Source organism: Paenibacillus sp. W2I17, assembly GCF_030815985.1.
Lineage (GTDB): Bacteria > Bacillota > Bacilli > Paenibacillales > Paenibacillaceae > Paenibacillus.
The window spans coordinates 99,734-123,983 of the sequence record NZ_JAUSXM010000001.1; the positions used below are offsets into that span (position 1 = coordinate 99,734).

The following is a 24,250-nucleotide window of genomic DNA, read 5'->3' on the forward strand; positions in this document are numbered from 1 at the left end:
ACTCTCTTTTCTGTCTATTCTAAAGATAGGAGGTGTTTATCATACGAAAATGGGTTGATGTAAACGAAGGGGATTGGTTCTATAACGATGTTATGGAAGCCACGAATATGGTTTTGGAAGATGGTGAAGTCTTTGTGGCCGGGATCAACTATAACAAGTTTGAGGAAGGCAAGCCTTTTGTATATGAGGAAATCAAAGGGAAAGCGGGGCAAACCTCATTTAGTCTGCCTGTGTTGATTAAACCAACAGATGACAATCCACTGTATGTGTTTATTGATGGTGTTCAAACGATTTACCAAACGGCTGAAACCAATAGTAAGGGATTAACCGATGTGGAGTTGTATACCGGTGTGAAAGCAGGACAGGTGGTGTCCTTCTGTAGTTATGGAGAACCGTTGCTAGACAGTGCTTGGAAAAGGCCACCCGTGTCCTGGACTGGAGATTTGCCCAGAGCTGTTCTTAGTGCAGCGACGACCTACTTCTACGATCCATTCAGTCGTAATCATCAGGAATATTTGTATGCAGCAGGCCAACCGCTTCGCAGACTCAGTATTCCTTCCGAGGTATGGGCAGACACCATGGGAGATGCAGAGGCGGTAACCAAAATTGCAACAAAGGCTATTGGTTACCGAACGGATGTATATTGTGTCAGCCCAGGGGGCTCGGTGTTTCTTCCTTTTAATCTGAACGGTGTCACCTGCAAGTTCAATTATTGGACAAAGAATAACAAGTTCATGAGTGAAGATATCAAAGCGACAACCCTCAAACCAGCATACAACAATTGTTTCTTTCCTAATGCCATTATACAGCGGGGAGAAGCCTTTCATCTGATTAATAAGTTACGCAAGGTGTTCTATGCCAGATTTACGGACATGAAAGCACCAACGACGGGGATTAATCAGCCTATTACGGCATTTCAGGGACAACGGGTTTTTAGACTTAACGGCAATTATCCGGCAGGTAAAAAGAAACTTAAAATTACAGTGAAATTCAAAGACGAAAAAAAAGATAAAGTCCAAGAAACACCGGTTTATTCGGAAATTGACAACCATACGGTTGTTTTCAATCAACCTTTCTCAGAAGGCGACGAAGTGACGTTCTATTATCTCAAAGATGTGAGCGAGAGGTTCGCAGACGTCGGCAAAGATTCGGCCATTTATTATCGGGACAAAAAGGAGCGAGTTGTACAGAACAAGGATGCCTTCTGGAAAATAGCCGTCTCGGAAATGGAAGACGAAACATTTGCGAACAATGATCCACTAATTGCTGGCATTCCGATCAATAACAAGCTGGATGGTGCAGCGATAGTAACAGATATGGGGAGACCTACAAATGGCACAGAACAGGCAGAGGTATGGTTCCTTGGGAATTCCGCTATGACCCGGGCTGAAGCCGTAGCTTTCCTGGACCGATTCATGAAATGGACCATCGAGCGATTCAAGTAAGGGGGAGATTACAATATGATTCCAATTTCGGATGAGGTTATGAATGTGCTATCCCAGCGTCTGAAGCTGGGGGAAGGAGCGCTTCCCAATATCCGGGTCGAAGTAGATCGGCTGGCATTTATCCCGGGACGGACGGAAGAGTTCAGGCATATCGTAACCGAGCAGGTACCCATCATCAGTACAGAATCCGTTTGGGTGGATGAGTCGAGTAATGGTATATATAACGGTTCGACTCAAGCGAATGCACAGGAGATTTGTTTTCCGATCAAGGGTAAAACGCTGATTACTACTCCTGTTACAGATGAATTTGGTGCTCCTCGTAATAGTGCGTCAAAAATTCACCGAGGCATCGATTTGTCGGAGAAGATCGGAACGCCAATTTTGGCTGCATGGGCCGGAAAAGTAGTCCGAACATCCTTAAATAAAACAGAAGGTGCCGGTAATGCCGTAAATATAAGACATGATAATGGTGTTATCACTAAATATTTTCATCTGAAAGAAATTCTCTGTTCGGTGGATGATGAAGTAGCTCAAGGGGCTGTCATTGGAACGCTAGGCAATACGGGTGGCGTATATACTGGTGGTCATAAGGTGTCCGCGGCTGAACGTGCGGCGGGCAAGGGAAAACATCTGCATTTTGAAATTTGGGAAGGAGTTAATCCAACAACGAGAACTGGAGAGGGTGGCAAGCCAGTTGATCCTAGATTATATCTGAGCGGACAGCGCAAACTGCATGGAAATGCGAAAACAACATTTACTGATGTAAAGCCGGTTCAGGTCGAAGGATATCCCGGAGAGATCAAACTGAATGAGAAGTTCGACAAGCGAGACTGGCATGAGAAAAACGTTTATACAACCGGATTGAAATTTTCGGATTATGCCAAGATTGAATCGGGCTGGACTATGTTTGATTCAGGAGGCAAGTTGCTATACACCTTTGAAGGCAAAGCCGCCGTAGCTGAATTTGAGATTAACGTTACGAAACTGAGTATGCCTACGCAAGGGCTGCTTAGTATTGGAATGGGGACTAATTTTAGTGAAGCAGAAGGGGATTCTTTCGCCGTGGTGATTGATGGTAAAACGTATGCCTATGTCAATAAGTTTAACGGGGCATATGATCTGACCAAACTCACGGAATTGAATAATATTGTGATCCCTGCAAAAGCCAAGAGTATCAAGATTAAGGTGACCTATGGGGGCAAACAAAACCCCACTGTCCCAACCGGATCTGTTCCTGCTTCGAGTAAGAAGTATAAAAAATTCGCCATTGATTATATTCGCATACAAGAGTTGTTGCCTGCTCCGTTGAAGAATCAAAAGAGTGAAGAAGGGCTGGATCCGTCTAAAGGATATTATCAAACGAACAGCTACGGAGATTTTATCAATAATAAAAGGACAGAGACGGATGTTATTCAGGTCGGGTCTTTTGTTTATATGGACACGCAGGTTCTTCCCAATATTATTAGTGCCGAAATCGATGATCAGTTTGATTCTGAAGCCAGGGAAGCACGGCTGACCCTCTCCAATCCGAGAGGATTCTTCTCTCCTGATTATAATCCTGCTCATTTTCCTGAGCTTGGTGGTGTGACGTCTCCATGGTCTTATTTCGCAAACGGATTCCATATCGGAGTTCTGAGTGAAAATACACCGATACGCATATATATGGGATATGGTCAGCACATGATGCGGGTATTTACTGGACTGATTGACAAGGTGGACATCAATGGCGAAGGCTCCACGCTGGAGATTACGGCCCGAGATATGTACAAGCGCATTATCGAGAAAGTCATTTCCGAGAAAAAAGCCTATCCAGAAGTAGATGAGATTGATAATGTGCCAGATCCGGTGCCGCCTGCAGCAGTTGGCACGGATCGGACATCAACCATAATTCAGGCTGCACAGGCCCAAGCTGAAGCGTATAGTGTGCCTGATCATAAGTTTTTGCTTGCGATATGCAGGCACGAGACCGTTCTCGGAACACAAGGTAAGGGTAAAGATGAGAACGGCAGCTTTATTCTTGGATATGGCTGTCCTAGTGAGGGGCCGTGTACTAAGAAATACGCAGGTATTCAGGAGCAAATGAAGCGCGGTGCAGAACGGATGTCCAAGGCGTTGGCGTCCAGAGGGAAAAAAGTGAATTCCAAGGCGGATGTACTTTATTTCCATAATGGTGGAGACATTGCTCCCATGACCTGGAGTCAAGATCGGGAGAATTGGGTGGACAAGGTATGGACCTATTATCAGGAGATGCTTGCAGACCCTGCAAGCTGGACCATTACAGCAACCTCCACTCCCGCAGTTACACCAACACCAGCTCAGCCTGTGGAGCTTGAAAAGCCGGCCTGGGTCAAATCTACGGTAGTACTAGATCTCGTTAAACATGCAGGTATGGTGGGTTGGCGGGCTACCAGTGAGGATCGCTCTTATCCTGACTACGTGATTGACGAGACCTATCTGATTGAGGTAAATCAGAAGACGGGTAGGGTCATTGTCCCCGTACCGGGTCAAGAAGGTGAGTTTGAAGTTAAGGACGCAAGTACAGTGCTGACACCGAATGGATGGCTTAATCCATTTATCGAGGAATATGGCAGGACGTTTGAGCAATGGTCTGCCAAAGTTACGGAAGCTGTTCAGGAGGTGATCTCGGAGATTCCGTATCGAAGCTACTGTGACCGTTATGGTACATACCGACTGGAACGCCTGAATTATGACAAACCTGTCGTGGCAGAGTTTTCCGAGAATGACAATCTGATCTCCATTACGAAATCCACGGATTGGTCCAGAGGAAGAAGTCACATCGTTGTTATTGACTCGAATGATAGTCAGAGCAGTTTCGTAGACAAGGAGATTTTGCTCGAACTCAAAGGAGAAATCCGAACCATGGTGCTGGCCGTTCCTTGGGCGAAGACGGTTGAAGCCAAAAGACAGGTGGCAGAGCGAGCTTTTTTTGACATGAAACGGATGTGCCGTACGCTTCAGGTATCCATTCCTGCGAATCCTGCGCTTGATCTGCTCGACAACGTTATTGTGACGGATAAAACGACCACCACACGAGCTGTATATACGATTAAAAGTATTAAAACCAGTTATTCTGTCGACCGTGGCATGTTACAGGTCATTGATATGATGTGGGCAAGAAAGGGAGTGATGGTGTAATGGCCGGCATTGTGAATGAAAATATTGTATTTCCCGTGCTGGATCTAATCCACCGGGAGCTTCGCAAATATAGCAGTATCTCCAATTCGAATGTTTCTCCTCTTGAAGGTGAACCTTCCGTTACATTATATCGGGAGCATATGCAGGACCTGGACCGGGTGACTGGAGCAGATCTCTTGTATGAATCGGCATGGAAGGTTTCGATCTGGATGAAGTTTGGCTCAGAGGATGAGGAAGACTTTCCTTCCGGGGTGGGCTACTCCCACCCGGATTATGATTATTACAAGTATTTTAGGCTAACGCAGGTGACGGCCCGTACATATGATCCGAGTGGAGAGTCGATGTTCACATACAATATTGGTCTAAATTATGATGACGAAGGGCGCTTAACTGGAACGAGCGTAAGTCGTATATAACATGTAGGAGGTGGTTCCATGGCATTTAATGTATCTTACATCGCGGGTGGCGTCATCGACAAAGTGCGCGAGCTGCCGTACCCACACTTCAGTAAAAAGACGATCCCGTTCATTCGGGGACAGATGTTGGACATTCCGGCGGCCAAGACCACCAAGTCTGATACGTTCACATTGGCGTATGACACAGAGTTTCTGAGCATTGCATTTGCTGCAAGCCACTATTGTGTCGGCGATTACTGGGAGTTGATGATCGGGACGGAGAAGGTATGTCATACCATCTATACGAAGGAACTTCCCGAATCAGTTTCCATGGGTAACAGTTTCGGAATTGTCTACCCGATTCCGGCGGGGACGACCATTAAGTTTGACTTCTACAACGCGGTGGCTGAAGCCAAGTCGGTCTGGTACAACATTAAATTTTTGAGATAAGGAGGGTGACGATGGCACAGACAGTACCATTAACCAAGTTCAGTGGGTTCGTGTCAGGCGAAAGTAAAGCAGAGGATATTATTTTCGATCTGGCCGATGCAATTGTAAGCGCGAAGATTCCATCCGCCAATGGTTCAAATGTAGAAAACAAATGGAAAAAGGTCTACGAGTCCATGTCAGATGTATGGGTGACTTACAAAGAGATGACCCGTTCAGGCGTTCAAGGAAAATATAAGCATACCGATGGGAAGCTCTATGATGTATTGAAACTTGCAAGTAATCTTCAGAATATCGTAGCGCAAGAAGATGGAAGGTTACTTGTAGATGAGGATGGATATTTAAATGAGGTACTAGATACACCTAATAGGTTATCTGGGAAGAAAATTAGTGTTACTACCCATGAGTATCTTGATGAGAAAGAAAATAAACTTCTTATTAACATTTCAGGTTCTTTAGTAGTTATTGTCCCAGATGAAACCTCCAAAGTTGGAGAGCGGTCTTATTTTGTGAGACAAGTACATAGGAAAAAAGACGGGATGAAGGTAAATAGTCCTGACTGGAATGAATTTGAAATTATAACCGAAATGCCTACCGATTGGGCATACGCTTTAAGTAAGCAGAATTACAAATTAAGAGTTGAATATAAACAATATTACTTAGATGGGTATAGACGTTACTACACAACAGAACCAGTCCTTGCAACCAAGTACACGTTTACCGAACGATATTATATCGCTGAACCAACCAACTACACTACACCAAAGGTTGTGTTGAAAGCTACACCAGATGTACCAGAGGGGATTTCCTCTCGGGATTACTTCATCATGTTTACTCAACCTCAGAACTTTGCGGGCGGAGATTATAATTACTTTGACTGCCAGCATGGCGTAGGATTCGTAGGCGAATTAAGCAAGGGTGATCCGTCAGCTACATACAAAGGTATCTGCAGTCCTTCAACCGTCTCACCTGGGTCAACCCCCGTAGTAGTGGATCAGACAGCAGCAGAAGCGATGTACGAGCAGTGGAATGTTCCTGAAGCAACTAAACTGTACACACCACCAACCATCACATGGGATAAGGATTTTGATGGAGTTACTGAACTGATCAGTCCGGCTTCCCATTTCTTTTATGGTCGTAACTCTACCGTAAAATGGTTGCCAAACAAAAAACGGAGACCGGATTATCTGGTAGCCTACCATATTTCAGTCAATAACGACCGAGCTGCGGTTGTCATTGAAGGAGATCCTTCTCCAAATATTCATGGATATTATCGAAGTTTCGGTTATTTTGGAAAAATCGTACCTTTTAATGACCATGATCACATTGGAAACTTTGGTTTAACCGTAGGTATGGGAGACTTGAAACAGGATCTAACAGGATATACCAAAAATGATATTCGAACGGATTTAAATCCGGACAAATATGCGCAATACGGAGAGTATACTTCAAATGGGATGGACTCGGTATCTCTTCTCCGAACTCGAGGTAATGTACTTTATCAAGCTCATTATCCAGCATTTATTACCCAGCTGCCGAATTATCCCGATGTTGGGAGTATTCCAAAAGAACTGTCTAAACTAGTGTTAGATAAGGATGGTTTCCAAAAGTCACTATGGACCGGGAAATACCATGCAAGTCCAGTCTATCTGGTGCACCAGGCGGAAGGTTATCGGGGTTATATGGATGGGGTTGTTGCGATATATGATCAGAATCTCGTTAATCTGGACGAACTGATTGTAGATACAGAGATTCCCAAAGATAATAATAACCCTGCAGCTGGTAATTGGACGGAAGTGTACAAATTCTTCAGTATCAAATCACCGATGAATTTTTTCAAGCAGTCGCCTGCTCCTGACCTGGTAACGATTGCAATACTTAAGGAAATTAAATAAGGAGGATTAACATTACATGGCAAATTTCAAGTATGTAGAAACCATTACAACATCCCAGGATCTTCTGAACAAGTTGAAGGAGGAGATTACGGCTTTCGAGAACTTCCCCTTCGAATCAACAGCGGGTGAAACAGCTGAGAATAACTCGTGGAAGGTATTTTATGAGGAAAAGGATGCTGAAAATCGTATCAGTCTGTTGATTCTTCAAAGCACTATGTCTATCGGAACAACAGAAAAACCAATCACCAAAAAATATTATGTACAGTTCACGAATCACGCCATCGTTCCACGAGTGATCACACCAACACCTGCTTATGTAGAGCATAGTACATTGACGGTCCAATTGCTTGAAGGACTGGAAGGAGAAGAGCCTGCTGCTTTGCCGGTGAAGACACTGCCAACATTCAAATTAACAGGTCACCCTGTACTGTACCAGTGGGCACTGGAGAGTCATACGCCAACGGATCGAAACAAAGAAAAGCCGGTTTACATGTATATCAATGTGATGAATAATCGTCTGGCTATGGTTCTGGTTGCAGATCCGGCTGTAAATTTCCTGGATTATAAAAAATCTTTCCTCTATGTAGGTGCGCTGAAGCCATTCAAATACAACCTCAATGATGTAGACGGAAACGTTATGCTGACGGCAGGTGCAGTTATTGATGAACCGGATATCGCAACAATTGCCAAAGACGGTACATACTACTATGGACAGTATACCTCTGCAGGTAACAACACGTTGCAGATGCTTAAAACCAAATCAGGTATTGAATTCCAAAGCCATTATCCTTCTTTCATTACACAAGCACCACCAGTAGGCAAAGCCTTTATTGATCCTGAACTTGGGGATACGGGACTTGAACTGGAACCACAGGGTTTCCAGGCATCCAAATGGACGTCCAAATATCACTTGTCTCCAATTTATGTTGTCCACCCCTATGAGGGATATCGTGGTCAGTTTGACAACTGCATTGCGGTAACGAAACATAATATCCTTCACCTGGATGAGTTGATTATTGACGTGGAAGGAAAGCCTTGGCATCAAGAGGTTTATCGTTATTTCGATACAGATACACAGCAGAACTTCATGAACTTATCAGCTAATCAACGTATGGGCGTAGCGATTCTGAAAGAGGTACGTTACTCAAGTAAACAAGCATAGACCTGAATCGTATAGATTCAGTAGAGGGAACCCTGACTCCGCTCAGGAGTTCCCTTTTTATTTGGAGGGGGTGATGCAGTGCTCACAACAAACGAATACTATTTCAGCATCCGGGACATTGTTCAGACATCACAGGGATATTTGCTCAGGATAGGCAGTACAGGAAGTAGGACTTTGGACTATATGTTTGTATATATTCCTTATAGTCGTTATGCCAGTATATTGATGCTGGATTTCTACATGGCAAGGAATGCTGCTGATGATACGATAAAAGACGAATTGATTGACTCCATCAAAAGAGATTTGGAAGGAGAAGAACAATTTATCGTTCTGTCTGATGGAAGAACAAGGAATCATATATCGATAAACGAGATACCTATTGGAGACAAACGAAATACGGTACAAAGCGAGATCGAAGAAGGCATTAAGGCTATGCGTAATCGATTAGGTGCCGATGAGTCCTTAGAGCCGATTGAAGCAATTCGAACATCTCTTCGAGATAGCAATCTTATGGATAACTCTGAGCAAAAGGCTGCTGATCGAATGCAGTGGCTGCATCAGGGACAGTTGCATACGGAAGATGCAGCATGGCGTGTTGATAATAACAAAGAATTGAGAATATTCAAGAATGTTACAGTGACACGCAACTTGCTGAAAAATCTGGACAAAATTCATCCATCCCAATGGGGTGTTCGTTTCTCGGATCAGGATGTCATTCTGGATTATCTTGGAGATTACGAGCGAGATGATGCAGTTGAAACCGTTGTTGAACGAATCATGGCGTCAGCCAGAGATCATCAGAAGCATACCCGGCTTGAGATTTTAGCGATAGCCAATCGGACAGTTTCGATGCTCACGGAGCAAATGGTGATGGATGGTGCTCTGAAAGAAACTGAGCGATGCAGCATCATAGTTAGAGTAATTGACAGCGTTAAAGAGAGACTGAAAGATACTGCGATATCCAAGCTGGACTTGGGTTCATTAATGACTCGGCGTGAACTCGATGTTTCATATGGAAACCTGCTAAAAGCTGCAATAGTCCATCATCGGAACACCTCCAAGGAGCTCATGAGTAACTTCCAGCGTTTCTATAAACGGGATTCAAGCATAGATCATGACATACCAATAGGGAATTCTTCACGTTCCCTACAAGAAGAATATATGAAAATTGTACATGAGCAAATTCTCTCTTCAATAGATCATACGAGAGAAATCAGTGTTCATAAGCCAGATCAGGGTGAAAGAAATCTTCAGGTCGAAGGGCAACTGGCTCATTTCAATCAAGCCTTGCGGAATATTGATTTTGAAACGCAGATGCAGTACGTACAACGATGGGGGCAACGCAAAGACTTCGAAAACGGGTTAATCATGCGTCCACCTGTTCTGGCTAAACTGAAAACACGCCAATTCCCAAGTGTGGTACATCAGTCTCTCCGAATGGAAAGAGATACGAATAAAGAACTGCTTTTAGCGGAAACACAGTTATATAGACGAAGCGCAGAGCATGATATTATTTCTTTAAACGAGATCATAAATTTGGATCGGAGCCGACTGACAGCACCTACCTTGATTAATAAGGAAGGTCTATGGGGAACCATGGCTAAAGGTGTGCAAACCTATATGGACAGATCTTCAGCCAATAGGTATCACCCCGCATCTGCGTTAAGAGATATTCGTAGTGATCCCTGGGTGATCCAAAATGCTTTTCCAAGAGCACAACGTATTATAGGTCATAATCCAGCAACAATAGATCAGGAATTCCCTTGGGGCAATAGAATCATAGATCATAATCCTGCTTATATTGAAGATGTGAATACGCAAATCAAGGCTCACCGGCTTATTGTTGTACTTGGAGCGGTTGAGGACACAAATAAGCAAATTCTTGCATCAAGGGATGTTACGGAGTTCGGATATGTCTTGCGAAATAAACCCGAAGCATATCGAGATACAGTAGAATTCGCTAGTGTTGAGAGGGATAAACCTGAGGGCACTCGGGTAGATAAAGAAGCTGCACATCTCCTTCGAGAATATTCAGAAGGACGCAGGGTCGACAAATTTGAATCATTTGTATCTTCCCAATTCGATACGGGTCATGTTGGTCCGCGAGCCATGTATATTCCCAAAACAGAAGTGCATGCCGAGCGAACGGATACATATGAGATAGAATTAAAATTTTCAAGAGCGGGTAACCGCAATACTGAGCAAGAAATCTGGTTACCCCAGGCTTTACGTGGAGAACGTGAAGATAAGACATTGACGATTGAAGATACGGTCTACGAGGCGCTGAAGAGTAGGAATAGTAAAAACCTTTTTCTTGACGATGAGATGTATGTAGCACTTAAAGGCAGCAAAGAGCTCAATATAGAGAAATTGTGGCAATCCCTAAAAAATATGACGCAGAAGCATATGGTTTACTTGGATGACTTACTAAAAAAGTTCATCAGTGATGGTGGAACGATTGGAAACAAATTATATCCGGGTCATCTGGAAGATTCATTGCTGGCAGCTGAATTATTAGAACGCCCTGCGCTTGTATTGGAGATGATGATTGATGCGGTGTATCAGACCGATGATGTCGCCTTTATGGATGAAAACCTTCTTACTGGAATTCGAGAGAGAATCGATGCATTAATTGAAGTGGGTATCTTGTGTTCGATTAAACAAAGTGATAATGGACTCGTTACATTCAGTTCAGAGGGTATTAGAGAATTGAAACAAGTTATCATCGACATGGACATGCCAGAAGCATATCAAGAGCCCGATGATGCATGGACAGACACACCATATCTAGATGCAGATCACCTACCCCGTCAGGGGAATGTAGATGATAAAATGTCCGAGTCCTTCAAGGAAAAGGACAGTGAGTATAATCAAGAAGGGTTGCTGAATGAGCAAAATACGGGTTCAAAGTTTGATCGGCGCGGAGAAACCATCGAGGTGACTTATGCGGATTGGGATGCCAAACCGATTACTTTTAATTTTGATACTCCACTTGGTTTTGTTGATTCATCTCCAGGAGTTTTCGATGAGGATCTATCAGAAATGAACGCTGCTCACTCACAGGAAAAGTTCGGCATGGTGAATGAAACAGTCGATGGTTCTAATCACGATCGAGATGGATTATTTAACGAGCAAGATTATGCTACAGGAGAATCTATCCTTCGGTCAGGCGAGCACTCTAATACATACGTTGCGGGTTCGACAGATCTCCGAGAACTGCATATTAGCGAAGAGTACTCCACTGGGGCCCGTTTCAGTCAACAAGCGGATGTGAGTGAGGAATATAACTTAGGCAGTCCTGTTAGTCGTGAGCTTCAACAGACTGGAGAGATAGTCTCAGGAGCTTCTTCACAAATGAGAAAAGCACAGGTCATTCAGTTGTATACCTCCAGCACTTCTGGAATTCGTCAAGCAAATACAAGTGAGGGCTATGAATTAGGAGATCCACTTTTACGCCAAGGTCTATCTAGTGAAGGCTTTAGCCTTGGATATCAGGATTTGCGTGAAATGCAATGGGATGATGGTTATATGGGGAAAATGAATCATCGACTGGGTGTAACAGCAGAAGGATCATTTTACAGTTATATGGAATTAAAACAGGCAAACATGAATGACGGAATGCAATTGGCCATGAACTCAGAACGATTGGCAGAGCAATCAGGTCGAGTTGAACATGCTACTCAATTGAAAGATTCATGGGTGAATGAAGATTTTCTGGGTCAGGTATACAAACTTGGTAACCTGGAACAGCAGTGGATAGCTGATAAGCCACAACAGGGAAATCTGGAGAGCCAGTGGGTTGCTACCAAATATCAATATGGTTTGATGGATCAATATCTTGACAGCGGGGATAAACCTAAGTACGCAGACGTGCCAGTAGAATCCATTGGAGGTTTGCCGCTCAAATATGGGCAGATTGAAGAGGAGTTGCAGGCAACTAAATACCAGTATGGCAACTTGGAAGAGCAGCTACTCGGAATTAAACCTCAGTATGGAAAAATTGAAGAAATGCTGTTTTCTACCAAGCCCCAATATGGAAATTTGGAAGAAAATCTTCTCGCGACTAAGGGTGGTAAAAGTTCCGAATATCACATTACCAACAACGGAGATAAACGTGCAAGAGATTCATATGTTGAGGAACAACGGAACGGATCAAAGAGCGAGCGAAGGACAGGTCTTGAGGAAGATATAGCGGGAATTCTAAATCCTCTTCGGGCTACATTTGAATCTGGTTTGTTAAGCACAAAAGGTAATTCCCAGGCTGATTGGGAGCAATCTTTAGTGAGTGATAAGGCGAGCAATTATTCTTCAATTGTTACTATATCTGAAGCATTAAAAATTCAACAGCATGGGCATGTGGGAGAGCAATTGAATGCTAGCAAGTTGGAACAAGGTGCTTCTCTTCTAGATGGTTCAGAAGGAAAGAAAGGACATGTGGATGGTGAATTAATCGATTGTACATGGACAGGCACGAACTCAGGGCACCACGCTAATGTTGGGGCAGGATTATCCGGTGAAACCGGACCACTTGAATCTACAGAGCAATACGAAATAACGACTGCATTTAAGAATATTCTTAATGGTGAATTAAATATAGAAGATACTAACATGTCAATCAAGTTAAGTGGGTCTGGACAAGAAGTGGATGATTTTTCATATGCAGATTTTGAGGGCAGAGTGGCGCTTATTCAACAGGATGTCATCACTGCAGAACGAGAGGATGAACGAATATCTCATCTGGAAAACCAGACACGAGAGGCAACATTTGCGAATGCTCGTTTGTCTGAATTGCAGAATCCGGAGGATACATTCGCAACCTTTGAGGAACGATGTACGCAGGTGATCACGGGCTTTATTTTCGCTGAACGACCTGAGATGCGTGCAGAGTATTTGGAACAGCTTTTTGCATTTTTGCCTGAACGAACAGCGCATCTTATGAAGATCTATCACGAAGCCAAAGTGGAAGGACGGGCTTCTGATGTTGAAGTCGATTCGGTGTTGGCTTATCGGGATCGGATTACTGAGGGATATCTGCCTCTTATGGATACTACCGCGCAGGGACTTGTTTTCGATTATACCGATAATCTGTTGGACCACGGAATGAATCCCGAAGACTGGGAGGGTGGTTTTGGCGTGCCCGAAGAGTATGATCCTCATGACCCGTTCAACGTTTATTTCCCATACTCCAAAGAGATGGATGCACTTGAACTTGTTCAGGCGGATGATTGGGTTCAATTCGGAGGCGGCGATTGGAAACGGGATGAGCTCCTCGGCAAGTTTTACAGTAAAAATGAAACTTCTCAAATCAACGGATGGTACCGGAATAATTTTCTGGGCGATCAGTATAAATTCTCCGTTGATTTCAAGGTAGATGAGAACGAGAAGGGTGACGATGGCGTTGGTATTATTTTCAAAATGCAAGATACCAATAACTATTGGATGTTCATGGTCAATGGTGGTGATTCTACAAGTGCTCTAGATATGAGGACACCGATGCAGCTGTATCATGTCGTCGCGGGTAGAAAAGAGTCTGTAGGTTCTCCGATGCAACCTTTTAAATGGGAGAGGGATCGATGGTACACAATCTCAGTATCCATCATTAAAGGTAAGCTGCAAATCTATACCGATTCCAAACTACAATACGATTTAACGGGCACTGATTAACTCAGTGTTCTTTTTTTCGTATAGAGCGAGTACGAGGTGATTTTATGGGTCATACATTTGGATTATTTACAATGTCTCAAAAAGGCGTGTTGTTCGCCAATATGAGAGCTAAGATAGCTGATAAAGACGATTATGCCAATCCTAACCATCCAGAGCATCTCCCGGAGAGTCCGAATGCACCGAGAAGTGAAACGGACCGGCATGGCGAAGAAAATAATCCTATTCTGGGTGATCCAGGTTACGGTCAGATAGGACGATGGCAGACGGTTCAATTGGATGCACTGGAAAACAGTATTGATCAAATCATTGAGCAATATCTGAGAGATAAGTCTTGGTATGAGAGTGTACGATGTCGTGAAGCACTGTGGAATATGTACCGCAGGATTGAATGGTGGGTAGAACAACAGCAGCCTCCAGATAAAACACAATATCAGCGAGTGATGCAAATGGTGAAAGACTGTATTCACAAGATTCTTGAAAACGCCCAGAAGCCTGGCGGTAGTCATCATGGTGTGTCATTGCCGATCTGTCCGGCACCTTACTACCATCATTTTAGCGGGAATTACTTCAATCATTTTGATGCAACCGTATATGAGATCCCGCTTTTTTCGATGAAAAAGGATGTCCCGTTCTCGAATAAATTCCCTGATTTCTTCAGATATGTATCATCGACGGAGGATAAGGAATGGGTAGCTGTTCACTCCGTAGGCAAAAATGAACAATCTGGTTCAGAGATGATCTTAAAACTGGATTTAGGGCTTCTGGAGATTGGCAACTCATCCAAAATCACATTTAACTGGCGTGTGAAGCGTTATGGACAGATCAGGTTCAAGTACCTGGCTAGTGCCAAGCGCGGTAACGGCATGCTGTTTTATATTAATGGGCAGCAAGTCGGAGGTGAATGGAGCGAGAATAGCGGATGGCAGGAAGCTGCATTTACGTTGCAGCCAGGACAGATGTACAAGTTCGACTGGCTGATCCGTAAAATGAGACCTGAAGTATGGCAGAACAATGGCATCTATCTCAAGGATGTTGAAGTCGTTGAGATTGTGGATACACGCAAGCCGCCTGCACCGAAAGATTACGATCTGGATGGTGAGGACGTATATGAGTATGGGAACTGGGTTGTAAGATCACCGCAAAGTTTGGCACAAGCCCATTTTAAAGGACAATTCATTACGGATGATTTACGTAAGAAAACCATGACGATGGATCTGGATAACGAATGTGATGGAACGGTTTCATTTGCTTACAAGATGGGGGTGGATGAAGAGCCGTATCCCAATCATGATTATCAGTTGTTTTTTGATGATAAAATGCTTGAACGCACTCAGCGAGGGGATGGAGATCATGGCAGTTATGCTACATCAGTGCATGGTGTGGAGTGGAGACTGAATGGGGAATATTCAGAAACGGAGACTAACCAGGCTAAAATCGAATATGAAATTGTTGCAGGGCCGGATACGACCGTGGACTTGAGAGGTTCGCTCGAAGTAACTTGTCCTCCGCGAGAGATTGATCATTGGGAGCCGTCTCATCGGGGACAAGGGATTGGGAAATATCAATGGTTAATGTCGGGAAATCCGAGATGGATCCGTAAAGAAGATATTTTACGTTTGGATGAACCAACGGAAGGGAATATGATAGCACAGACAGAGGTGATATTAGATCATGAGGGGTGGTTTGTATTCAGTTACGCGCATTTGCTTAGACCTACTGAAGCTTTTGAAGTAAAAGTTAACGGAATGTTAGTACATTATACGTCCATGCAAAGTGCCAGGGAACTAGTGCGTATTCCATTAAAGGCTGGACACAACATCATAGAGTTTCATATTCAAGATAGATTGACAGAGGAGCCATTTAAGTATCAGAAGAATCATTTGTTCACCTATGGTAATAACACGGGTAATACATACCGTACAACGTCACCGCTAGGTTCATATGTTGATGTGACACGTGGATGGGATGTAACCGATGCTGGAGCATCTACACAAACAAATGGAGATACAATTACATACAGCGCAGAGCTCAATCCTGGTGCCAAATTAAAAATTAAAGAGCACATGCGAATCTATCCTGCAATGGATTCCAATTATGACCCAGATAAAGGGACTTCAAGAGATATCGAAATATTTGGAGAGTTATTTAATAAAAAGGATGTGTATAAACCGTCTTTGAAATTTATTGGTGGTTGGAAATGGAAAGATATCAAACCTCCGCAATATAACCCTGACAATCCCCCTGATCCAATCCCGGTTGGAGATGGTGTAATGTGGGCGCAGGGACATAACCAAAATTTTATTTGTGAATTTACAGCTTCAATGAATAACTCTGGATATATATGCTGGCAGTATGGTGGCGACTTTGATACGGGGGAGAAGTTGGAACTACAAATAGATGGCATCAGCGTATGGACAGGAAGTCAATCCAACGGTGATAAAGGTACAGATTGTATGTATCCCCTCCCTGCTGGTAACCATATATTCCGCTGGATATACCAGGATGGGAAGGCATATACTCCTGGTGCCGGAAGTTCAGGAGGCTCTGGAAATACCGGTGGAAATGGTCCAACAAATGAGCAAATAAGAGATGTAGTCACCGATCCTTTTGGACAAAGCTGTTTTCCAGCAGGTACTCAAACTCACAAAATTCAATATGGGCAAGTCTCATATGACGGAAACTCAGCACAGTCTAGCCAGTGGGGATGGAAGAACGATGGATTAATTTATAGTGATAATGGTATGCAGGGTATTAAAGTGCTGGATGAAGGTAAGACAGTCACACGGTATTTTAAAGCTCCACCTACTGGAAGTATCTTATACAGTGAGCAAATTACCGTTTATCCGGTGAAAAATAAAAAAGTTCAAGGTCTAAGAAAAATTATTCCAACTATCATTCCAAGTTCAGGAGTAAGATACCCTAAATTTTTGGGAACATCTTATTATTCTATAAACGTTAAAGGTACAGAGCCTGGAGATAATAAGTCTGATTTTGATAGTAAATACACGAAAAAAATAGAAATCTCTTTTCATTGTGAAGGCAAATTTAGACTCAACTACAAATTTATTAGTTACCTTGTAGACAAGAACCCAAGAGCTAAACTCAGAGTGTATTTCTATCCTGAAGGTCAGTCAAAACAAAAAAAGCTAATTCATGAAGAGAATAATAACAGAGGATACAATAGTAGCACTGTTGATTATGACAATTTTACCAATGAATTTTGGGAAAGATCGGCAGCATCCTATCAATCTGATGTAATTAATGTACCCCGGCCAGGTAGATATACAGTAAGTATTGGTGTTACGGATACCTATCCAGACGAGGATCAAAATAAGCAAAATGTCCGCTATCATGCGACAATTGGTAATTTGCAGATACACACTGAAGACCCTTACAGTAATAATAAAAATAGTCTGATCGGGTATCCCGATTATGATTATGAAACGAAAGTACAAGCAGTAATATGGGATTTAACACTAGATGTGAAAGCGGGAAGTGCCACTTATAATTTATTATTAAACGGAGAGCCTAGAAAATTTACAGACAGCTTTAAAACTTTAACACCTGGTCATACCTATCGAATTGAGTATACACTTCACAAAAAAAAGGGTGAAACAACGAATTCTGGATTGGATGCTGGTGGATTCACTCTCAGTGGAGGCAGCTATTTAGAAACATGGGATGCATACTGCGAAGATGCTCAGGGACTATTGTATGGAGAAGGACAATCACCACATCCTGGGGAGGACTCATGGAATCCACCATTACCAGAAACAACGGCACCAGATGGTGGAAGTCATGCCTGGCTCGATGTAATTCGTTTATATAAAAATAAAAGTAGAGCTTGTTCGGGAACTAAAATTGTCATCGAAACTCTTGAAGAAGGTCAAGTAATTGATACTCGACCAGTTACAAATGAAGATGACCAAATCATTTCTATTGAGGTAGAAAATACATCAGATCAGAAGAAAAGTTATGAGGTTCGTGTTCGATTCGAGCAGGGCTGCCCGGGAGATGGAGCCATGATCTGGGGTGGTTCGATGCAACTCGATGATATAAGCAAATTAGATCCATCCTGGGCTGAGGTGACTCACTTCGAAGTTTGGAATAACAAACCAATCTGGATGGGCGGCTGTGATAACAGTAATATGCGTGTAAAAATTACCCGCGAGGACGGAAAAGTGTTATGGGATGAAAAGTATTACGGGGATGGGTATCGTGGCTTCGAACTGAATGATCTAGCTCCCAAGCCTTATAGCAAGTATAAGGTGGAGATTACAACAGATCAGAAGGGGCAAATCAGCGATTGGACAGGAAAACGATATCTGACCACCTTCAGGGTACATGACTTCAAAGCCTACGAAAGATGGGTATGGGTGCCTGAGCCGTTTGATTGTCAATTGGATTTCTTCATTGACGATGAACTGATCAAAACATTCACCCAAGAGGGTGGATACTATACATTTTCACATCCAGTGCCCAAGGGCAAACATGAGTTCAAATGGGTGTTCACCTCACTTCAGGAAGTGGGTACGCGGAGTTACGAATACGCTAATCTGGACTGGATGGAACTGACCAACTGGATCTGTGATGACGTCTATGTCATTCCTTACTGCGAAGGTGGTGGGGGAGACAAGTGTGTTGAAGCACTTATTAAATGTTTGCTGGAAGTTTGGAAAGCAAGGCCTAAGATGTGTGTAATCGGTAAACGCATCTGGTTATTCACGTAAAGAAAGGAGGATCTGGATGGGAATTGTGAGACGTCAGGAAAAAGGGCTAATCTATTTTGATGAATTCAATAAATCCGAACTTGACTCAGGGTGGGAAGTATTGACTGACGATCATGGAAGGTACAATGCTGATCATGGGGTACTTGAACTAAGACATGGAGAGTCTCCAATATATATGTTTTTCACGGAGTTAACGGAAATTGAAGAGTTCGTGTTTGATGTCAAGAATGAGTATAATCCAACTGTTGAGGGAGACTCCGGGGGACTTATTGTATATGCAGACGATGAGAATGTGGTGAAACTGGAAGAGTATTTTGATGCGGAAAAAGGGATGGCTAGAAGTTATCCTTGGATCCGTCTGGTACGAAGTTTTAATGTATATTCCGCATACTGGTCAGAGGACGGGAAGATATGGCGGTTTATTGGTAATCAGGAAGTCATCTCTTCTGTACCTAAGATCGGGCTTTTCTTAGAATCAGGAACACAAGGTGAACCACTACTTATTAATCATATTCGAATTCAAAGAAGTGCCAGAGTGAAGGTAGATAATCTGAAACAAGGTTATCAGGTTGAACTCCGGGATCAGGCAGGAAAAACTCTTGAAAAGAAAATATGTAAATATGAGAATACCTCCATCATGTTTGACTTTCAACGATATGGTTATCCGTTTACAGGCAGCTTTGCTGTGACTTTGCCTGACGGCAATAGATTTGAGTCTTCAGACATATTAAGTATATACGGTGGCGATACATATTACTTTGAACCTAGAGTGGATCTTTACTATCGTGAGTATAGCGACAATGGAGAATTCCTTGACATGCGGTTACAAGACAACCAGGAACGTTTCCTCGGTTATATGTCCTCTGGTCAATCCGTAACGGAGAATGTATTGTTTATTGCCAAAAATTCATTGAACCAAGGTGTTTTTCAAAATGTTAACTTCGAGCTTGCCTCTTATCGGGGAGATCAGTACCAAAACGTAGTTCGGTTAGCGCCCGATGTTGAGGGAGAACCAGGAGCTTGGAGTATGCAAGTGAACGCAACCGAGATAACTCCAGAAAGCCCTTATCAATTCTGGGTGAGAGTAGAGAGGCTGGATACCAGCACCAATTATGAAGCCCAGGTCACGTTCGGGATCAAAGTTTCTTCAACGTATATATAACTCTAAACTTTAAGTGCTCGACCACGTATAGATTCAGTAAGGGTTGAGTTGGAGGTGAGAATATGTCTGTCCGCTTTAGCGGGACAAGTTCAGGAACGAACAATGGCGAGTTGCTTGACCACAATAGTTTGTTAAACAAAGGGACTCGATCCCACCAAGAAATTGATGAGCATCTTTCAGAGATGGAGGAAGCCAGAAGCGTATATGTCAGCCTCCCTGAGCGTTTGGATCAGATGGAACTTGTAGGCAAACAGAATGAAACAGGGATAACCGGTCATGAATTGCGTATTGCTGAGCTGGAACCTCGGGTATTGAATCAGGGAATATTGTTGGAAGACCAGAAGTCCAAGTTGGGTGAAGTTGAGAAAATCGTAGCGGATCTCAGCACGGATGTTCATGAACAAAATGAACGGTTGGAGAGTTTGGAAAATGAATTAGGAGATAGTCGGGGGAATCGTGAATCACTTGCAGATGTTATATCTGATATAGAGGATTCCATTGATGAACTAAAAACAATCCCTTTGTCTGATTTAGCAATAAGAGCCGCAGCTATGGATTCTAATGGTCTGCTTAAGGTTCAGATCAACGGTGGCAATGCAAGCATTAACAGTACACTCGTTCAAAAAGAGGAGTCTTTCTATTCATTTACAGCTGAGCAAGATACCAGATATTATATATTTCTAAAAAATGATGGAACCTTTGTACATCAGTTGGTTTCCGATGAACCCGATAACGGCATGATTCTGGGATCTGTCACAACAGGTGCCACCTCTGATGCGGTATATCTTAAAGATCAACGCTATTATCTGACCAAAACGGTGTCTACAGGTGATTTTCAAGATCTCCAGGAAAGAATCACAGATGCTCAATCTCAAATCAATGAATTGGACGAAGAAGTGGTCAGGTGGATTGATCATACCGAAGATTTGTCCAAACAAGTTGAAGGTTTTGGTGAAATTAAGGCTGAAGTGTCAAAAGCTAGAGTAGACAAAGATGGCTTTGAATTTGATAAGCTGCCGGATCGTTTAAACCACATGCAATCCAAGCTTGAGCTTGCTGCATCCAGGGGGACGATGGAAAATCAATCGATTTTTCGAATTGAGTACCCACCTGATATAAGGCTCTCAGAACAAAAGAGCTTTTATTGTCCAAAGTATAGCATTGGTTCTGATAGTGTAGAAGTACTTCTGGATGGCGTTAGGGTAACTCCTTGGGGAAGATTATATCGAATATACGGATACGGAAATCCGTTTTCTCTATGATATTCCGGTGGATTCACGTGTGACACTGCTTAGCCGAGGATCGATCATCAATACGTCTTCAACTTCAGAGTATGAGTATGACTCCAAAGGCAGAATGAAGCGTGAGATTATTACTGGAGGTATTAACCGCGTTATTGATTATGAGTACGATCTTGAGGGGAATCTTATAGCGGAACTCATTACGGAGAGTGATGGGCAAGTTAAGACGATAACCTATGAACGGGAAGAAGGAAGAATTAGACGCAAGTTGAACAAAGGGGCAATGTACTTTTACTTACAGGGTAGTTCAGCCTATGATGACCGCCCTATTAAGCAACGTGTGTCTGTGCTTGAAGATATGGAAGAACAGGACGTTTATTTTGAGTATGATCATCAAAGCGGCCTGATTATCAAAGAGATTACATATAACAACGATATAAAACCATTAGTTATAAAGATTATTGAATACAATTATAACTCTGATGGTAGTGTGGATACCGAGATGGTCGACTTTAATGGTTCGAAAATAGTGAAAAAATATAAGTACGATTCGGATGGAAATATCCTTGGCGTCCAAAAAAGAAAGGTAGGCTGATAGAGTGGAATCACACTTCTCAATGACCAAAATTAAAACAGGATTTCGTCCTTTGTTCGACAAAATGGTAGGTACGAACCTTACGCCAATTACAGAGGAAGAGGTGGAACTCCTGATGTTTATGTTGCGGAGCGATATTATCTTCGATGGGACAGGGCAGCAGTACCTTCCGGTGCTTGAAGCTTTGGAACAGGTGGTTCCTCTTGAGTTAACGGACGAAATTAACCAGGAGCTAGTAGATCAGGATACACAACGTCAAGAGCAAGATAGACACATGCAGATCCGCACCGTGTTTCTCACAGCAATGAAAGAGTCGATGCTTCAGGAATTGAAAGTTCGATATGGTATTTAAGGAGGTGAGCGCATGACAGCAACAGTGGTACAGGGGTTTAGACGGTACGAGTTCACGAGCACCGTGACCAATTTTTTGAGTACATTGGCAAAGGAGATGAATACTTATCCATATGAAGATGTCAACTGGAAAGTGACTTATTATCCTAAAGATCCGTATTCTCAGCCGAAGGCCTACAATTCACAGAATCAGCCATATTCTAATCCTCTGGGTGCGGTGACACTTGAGAATATAAATGATGCTTCGCTATTTTTCACTTTGAGTCTAAACCTTTCTGTTTCGTATGGATGGACTACTTTTGGTTACCAATTAAGGTGTGGTTTAAACCGTCCTACTGTTGGAGAGGAGCCTTACCCAGATGTTTCACTTGCTATTGGAGAAGAAAGTAATATCCCCTTCCATACTTCGTCTAATAATGTAACTTTGAATATCACATATAAATGGACCGTGTTCCCCTTGAAAGAAGCTATATTTATTTTTGGAGAAGCTATTACAAATATAGGAAACGCTTATCCGTTTAGGTTATATATGGGAAATGTTACATCTTATGAAAAAGAAGACCCAGCTATAAAGAATGATTTTGTTGGTATATTCTCTCATGCACCTATTGGAAATGATACTAACTGGGCAAATAATAATTTATACAGTGTTGGTAGAGGGGTAGTCAGAACTTCCCGTAATAACAAAAAGTACGAATTATATAACTTTTGTACTAGTGCCCAAGCTACATCTCCTGGTTCAGGAAATCGCTATTTTGTTTCCCCTTGGTATGTGTTTCAACCTAAGGAAGGAGTACGAGGTGAATTTCAACAAATGAGGTCTGCAGTATTTAAAGATGCTAACCAACATCCAGACGGATCCATGATTGATCTGGATGGTAAAAGGTACCATGTATTTCACGTTACCGATCAACAACAACCGACAAGTTACAAATATTGGGTCGACATCTCAGGTCAGACTAGATATATTCAACCCTACTTCTTTGACAGCAACACGCTCTTGGGAGATGGACAGAGAGCAATTTTATTCGAATTACCAACGGAGGGGTCTAAGTAATGGCAGTACCTAAACGATATTCATGGGTGAGTACGATATCCGAGTTTTCAAACACCGCTGAGTTACAGATGGCAGGGGACTCATGGTGGGAAGTGAAAAAATATGCTGCTGGAGCAGTTAGCGGTGGTGGTAATTGGGGAAATGTAGTTTTTACGAATTTGATTGATCGAAGCCTTGAATTGACGATGGCGATCCAAACCAATAATGGTGCTACGATTCGATGGGGTATCAACAGCAATTTATCACCAAGAGCGGATATTCATTTGGATTCTCAGGATAAGCAGATGACGGATACCCCATTTTCTTGTGATACGGGTAACTACAACATAACCTACAAATGGACTTTATTCACTACAAAAGATGGGATTTTTATCCATGGAGAGTATCAAAGTAACATTAATTATGCCTACCCAGTTCGTATCTATATGGGTAGACTTGCTCCACTAGAGCCTGAAGATCCAGCAATTGCAAATGATTTTGTTGGGATATTCACACACATGCCTTCCAATGTGAGTAATAACAGTGCAGCTACATATGGTGACAATAATGTTGGTAGAGGGATTGTGCGAAAATCCCGAAATGGAACTAAGTACGAATATTATAATTTTACTACTGACGCTCAACTTACTTCTCCAGGTGTAGGGGGGAGATACTATGTTAATCCCTTTATGGTATTCAATCCAGCAGAAGGAGTTAGGGGACAATTTCCAGATGTATATGCTGCTTGCCTGAAGGATGCTTCTCAGCACCCGGATGGTTCAATTCTAGATTTGGGAGAAAACAAATATTACGTATTTCATGTCGTGGATCAACAGATGCCGTATAACACGAATTATACTCGATGGTACACCTCATTAGGGGGGATACGCTACTGCGTTCCTTGCTTCTTCGGTAGCAACAACGTCATGGGTGGGCAACGAGTCATTCTATTTAAGATATAAGGAGGTTTT

14 protein-coding genes are annotated in these 24,250 nt (G+C 42.8%); all 14 read left to right on the top strand.

The window, feature by feature from the left end:
• The first annotated feature begins 107 nt into the window (after positions 1 to 107).
• The 14 genes from QF041_RS00530 to QF041_RS00595 all read left to right on the top strand — a co-directional run bounded on the left by QF041_RS00530 (position 108) and on the right by QF041_RS00595 (position 24,241).
• Positions 108 to 1,445 (top strand): hypothetical protein, encoded by a 1,338-nt coding sequence (locus tag QF041_RS00530; protein WP_307410646.1) that lies wholly within the window; start codon positions 108 to 110, stop codon positions 1,443 to 1,445.
• Between the two features lie 15 nt (positions 1,446 to 1,460).
• On the top strand, positions 1,461 to 4,601 hold the full coding sequence (locus QF041_RS00535; protein WP_307410651.1) for a M23 family metallopeptidase: 3,141 nt from the start codon (positions 1,461 to 1,463) through the stop codon (positions 4,599 to 4,601).
• Complete coding sequence (locus tag QF041_RS00540; RefSeq protein WP_307410654.1) at positions 4,601 to 5,017, top strand: hypothetical protein; 417 nt, start codon at positions 4,601 to 4,603, stop codon at positions 5,015 to 5,017. Before QF041_RS00535 ends, QF041_RS00540 begins: the two co-directional genes overlap by 1 nt.
• A gap of 18 nt (positions 5,018 to 5,035) precedes the next feature.
• Positions 5,036 to 5,446 (top strand): hypothetical protein, encoded by a 411-nt coding sequence (locus tag QF041_RS00545; RefSeq protein WP_307410657.1) that lies wholly within the window; start codon positions 5,036 to 5,038, stop codon positions 5,444 to 5,446.
• Positions 5,447 to 5,457: 11 nt separating this feature from the next.
• A complete protein-coding gene (locus tag QF041_RS00550; protein WP_307410660.1) occupies positions 5,458 to 7,338 on the top strand; it encodes a hypothetical protein in 1,881 nt (626 codons plus the stop codon).
• A gap of 16 nt (positions 7,339 to 7,354) precedes the next feature.
• Positions 7,355 to 8,500 (top strand): hypothetical protein, encoded by a 1,146-nt coding sequence (locus QF041_RS00555; protein WP_307410664.1) that lies wholly within the window; start codon positions 7,355 to 7,357, stop codon positions 8,498 to 8,500.
• A 78-nt stretch (positions 8,501 to 8,578) separates the two neighbouring features.
• Positions 8,579 to 14,164, top strand: coding sequence for a hypothetical protein (locus tag QF041_RS00560; RefSeq protein ID WP_307410667.1), 5,586 nt, complete (start codon positions 8,579 to 8,581; stop codon positions 14,162 to 14,164).
• Positions 14,165 to 14,208: 44 nt separating this feature from the next.
• Positions 14,209 to 18,894, top strand: coding sequence for a hypothetical protein (locus QF041_RS00565; RefSeq protein WP_307410669.1), 4,686 nt, complete (start codon positions 14,209 to 14,211; stop codon positions 18,892 to 18,894).
• Between the two features lie 16 nt (positions 18,895 to 18,910).
• A complete protein-coding gene (locus QF041_RS00570; protein WP_307410672.1) occupies positions 18,911 to 20,056 on the top strand; it encodes a DUF1349 domain-containing protein in 1,146 nt (381 codons plus the stop codon).
• A 62-nt stretch (positions 20,057 to 20,118) separates the two neighbouring features.
• Positions 20,119 to 21,318 carry a coiled-coil domain-containing protein gene (locus tag QF041_RS00575; protein ID WP_307410675.1) on the top strand — a complete coding sequence of 400 codons (1,200 nt, stop codon included), beginning with the start codon at positions 20,119 to 20,121 and terminating at the stop codon, positions 21,316 to 21,318.
• 19 nt (positions 21,319 to 21,337) lie between these two features.
• Positions 21,338 to 21,892: a hypothetical protein gene (locus tag QF041_RS00580; RefSeq protein ID WP_307410678.1), complete on the top strand. Its 555-nt coding sequence runs from the start codon at positions 21,338 to 21,340 to the stop codon at positions 21,890 to 21,892.
• Between the two features lie 22 nt (positions 21,893 to 21,914).
• Positions 21,915 to 22,244: a hypothetical protein gene (locus QF041_RS00585; protein ID WP_307410681.1), complete on the top strand. Its 330-nt coding sequence runs from the start codon at positions 21,915 to 21,917 to the stop codon at positions 22,242 to 22,244.
• A gap of 12 nt (positions 22,245 to 22,256) precedes the next feature.
• Entirely contained in the window at positions 22,257 to 23,300 is a 1,044-nt protein-coding gene (locus QF041_RS00590) for a hypothetical protein (RefSeq protein ID WP_307410685.1), read from the top strand.
• A complete protein-coding gene (locus tag QF041_RS00595) occupies positions 23,300 to 24,241 on the top strand; it encodes a hypothetical protein (protein ID WP_307410689.1) in 942 nt (313 codons plus the stop codon). The genes QF041_RS00590 and QF041_RS00595 overlap by 1 nt, the downstream gene beginning before the upstream one ends.
• Positions 24,242 to 24,250 lie beyond the last annotated feature (9 nt).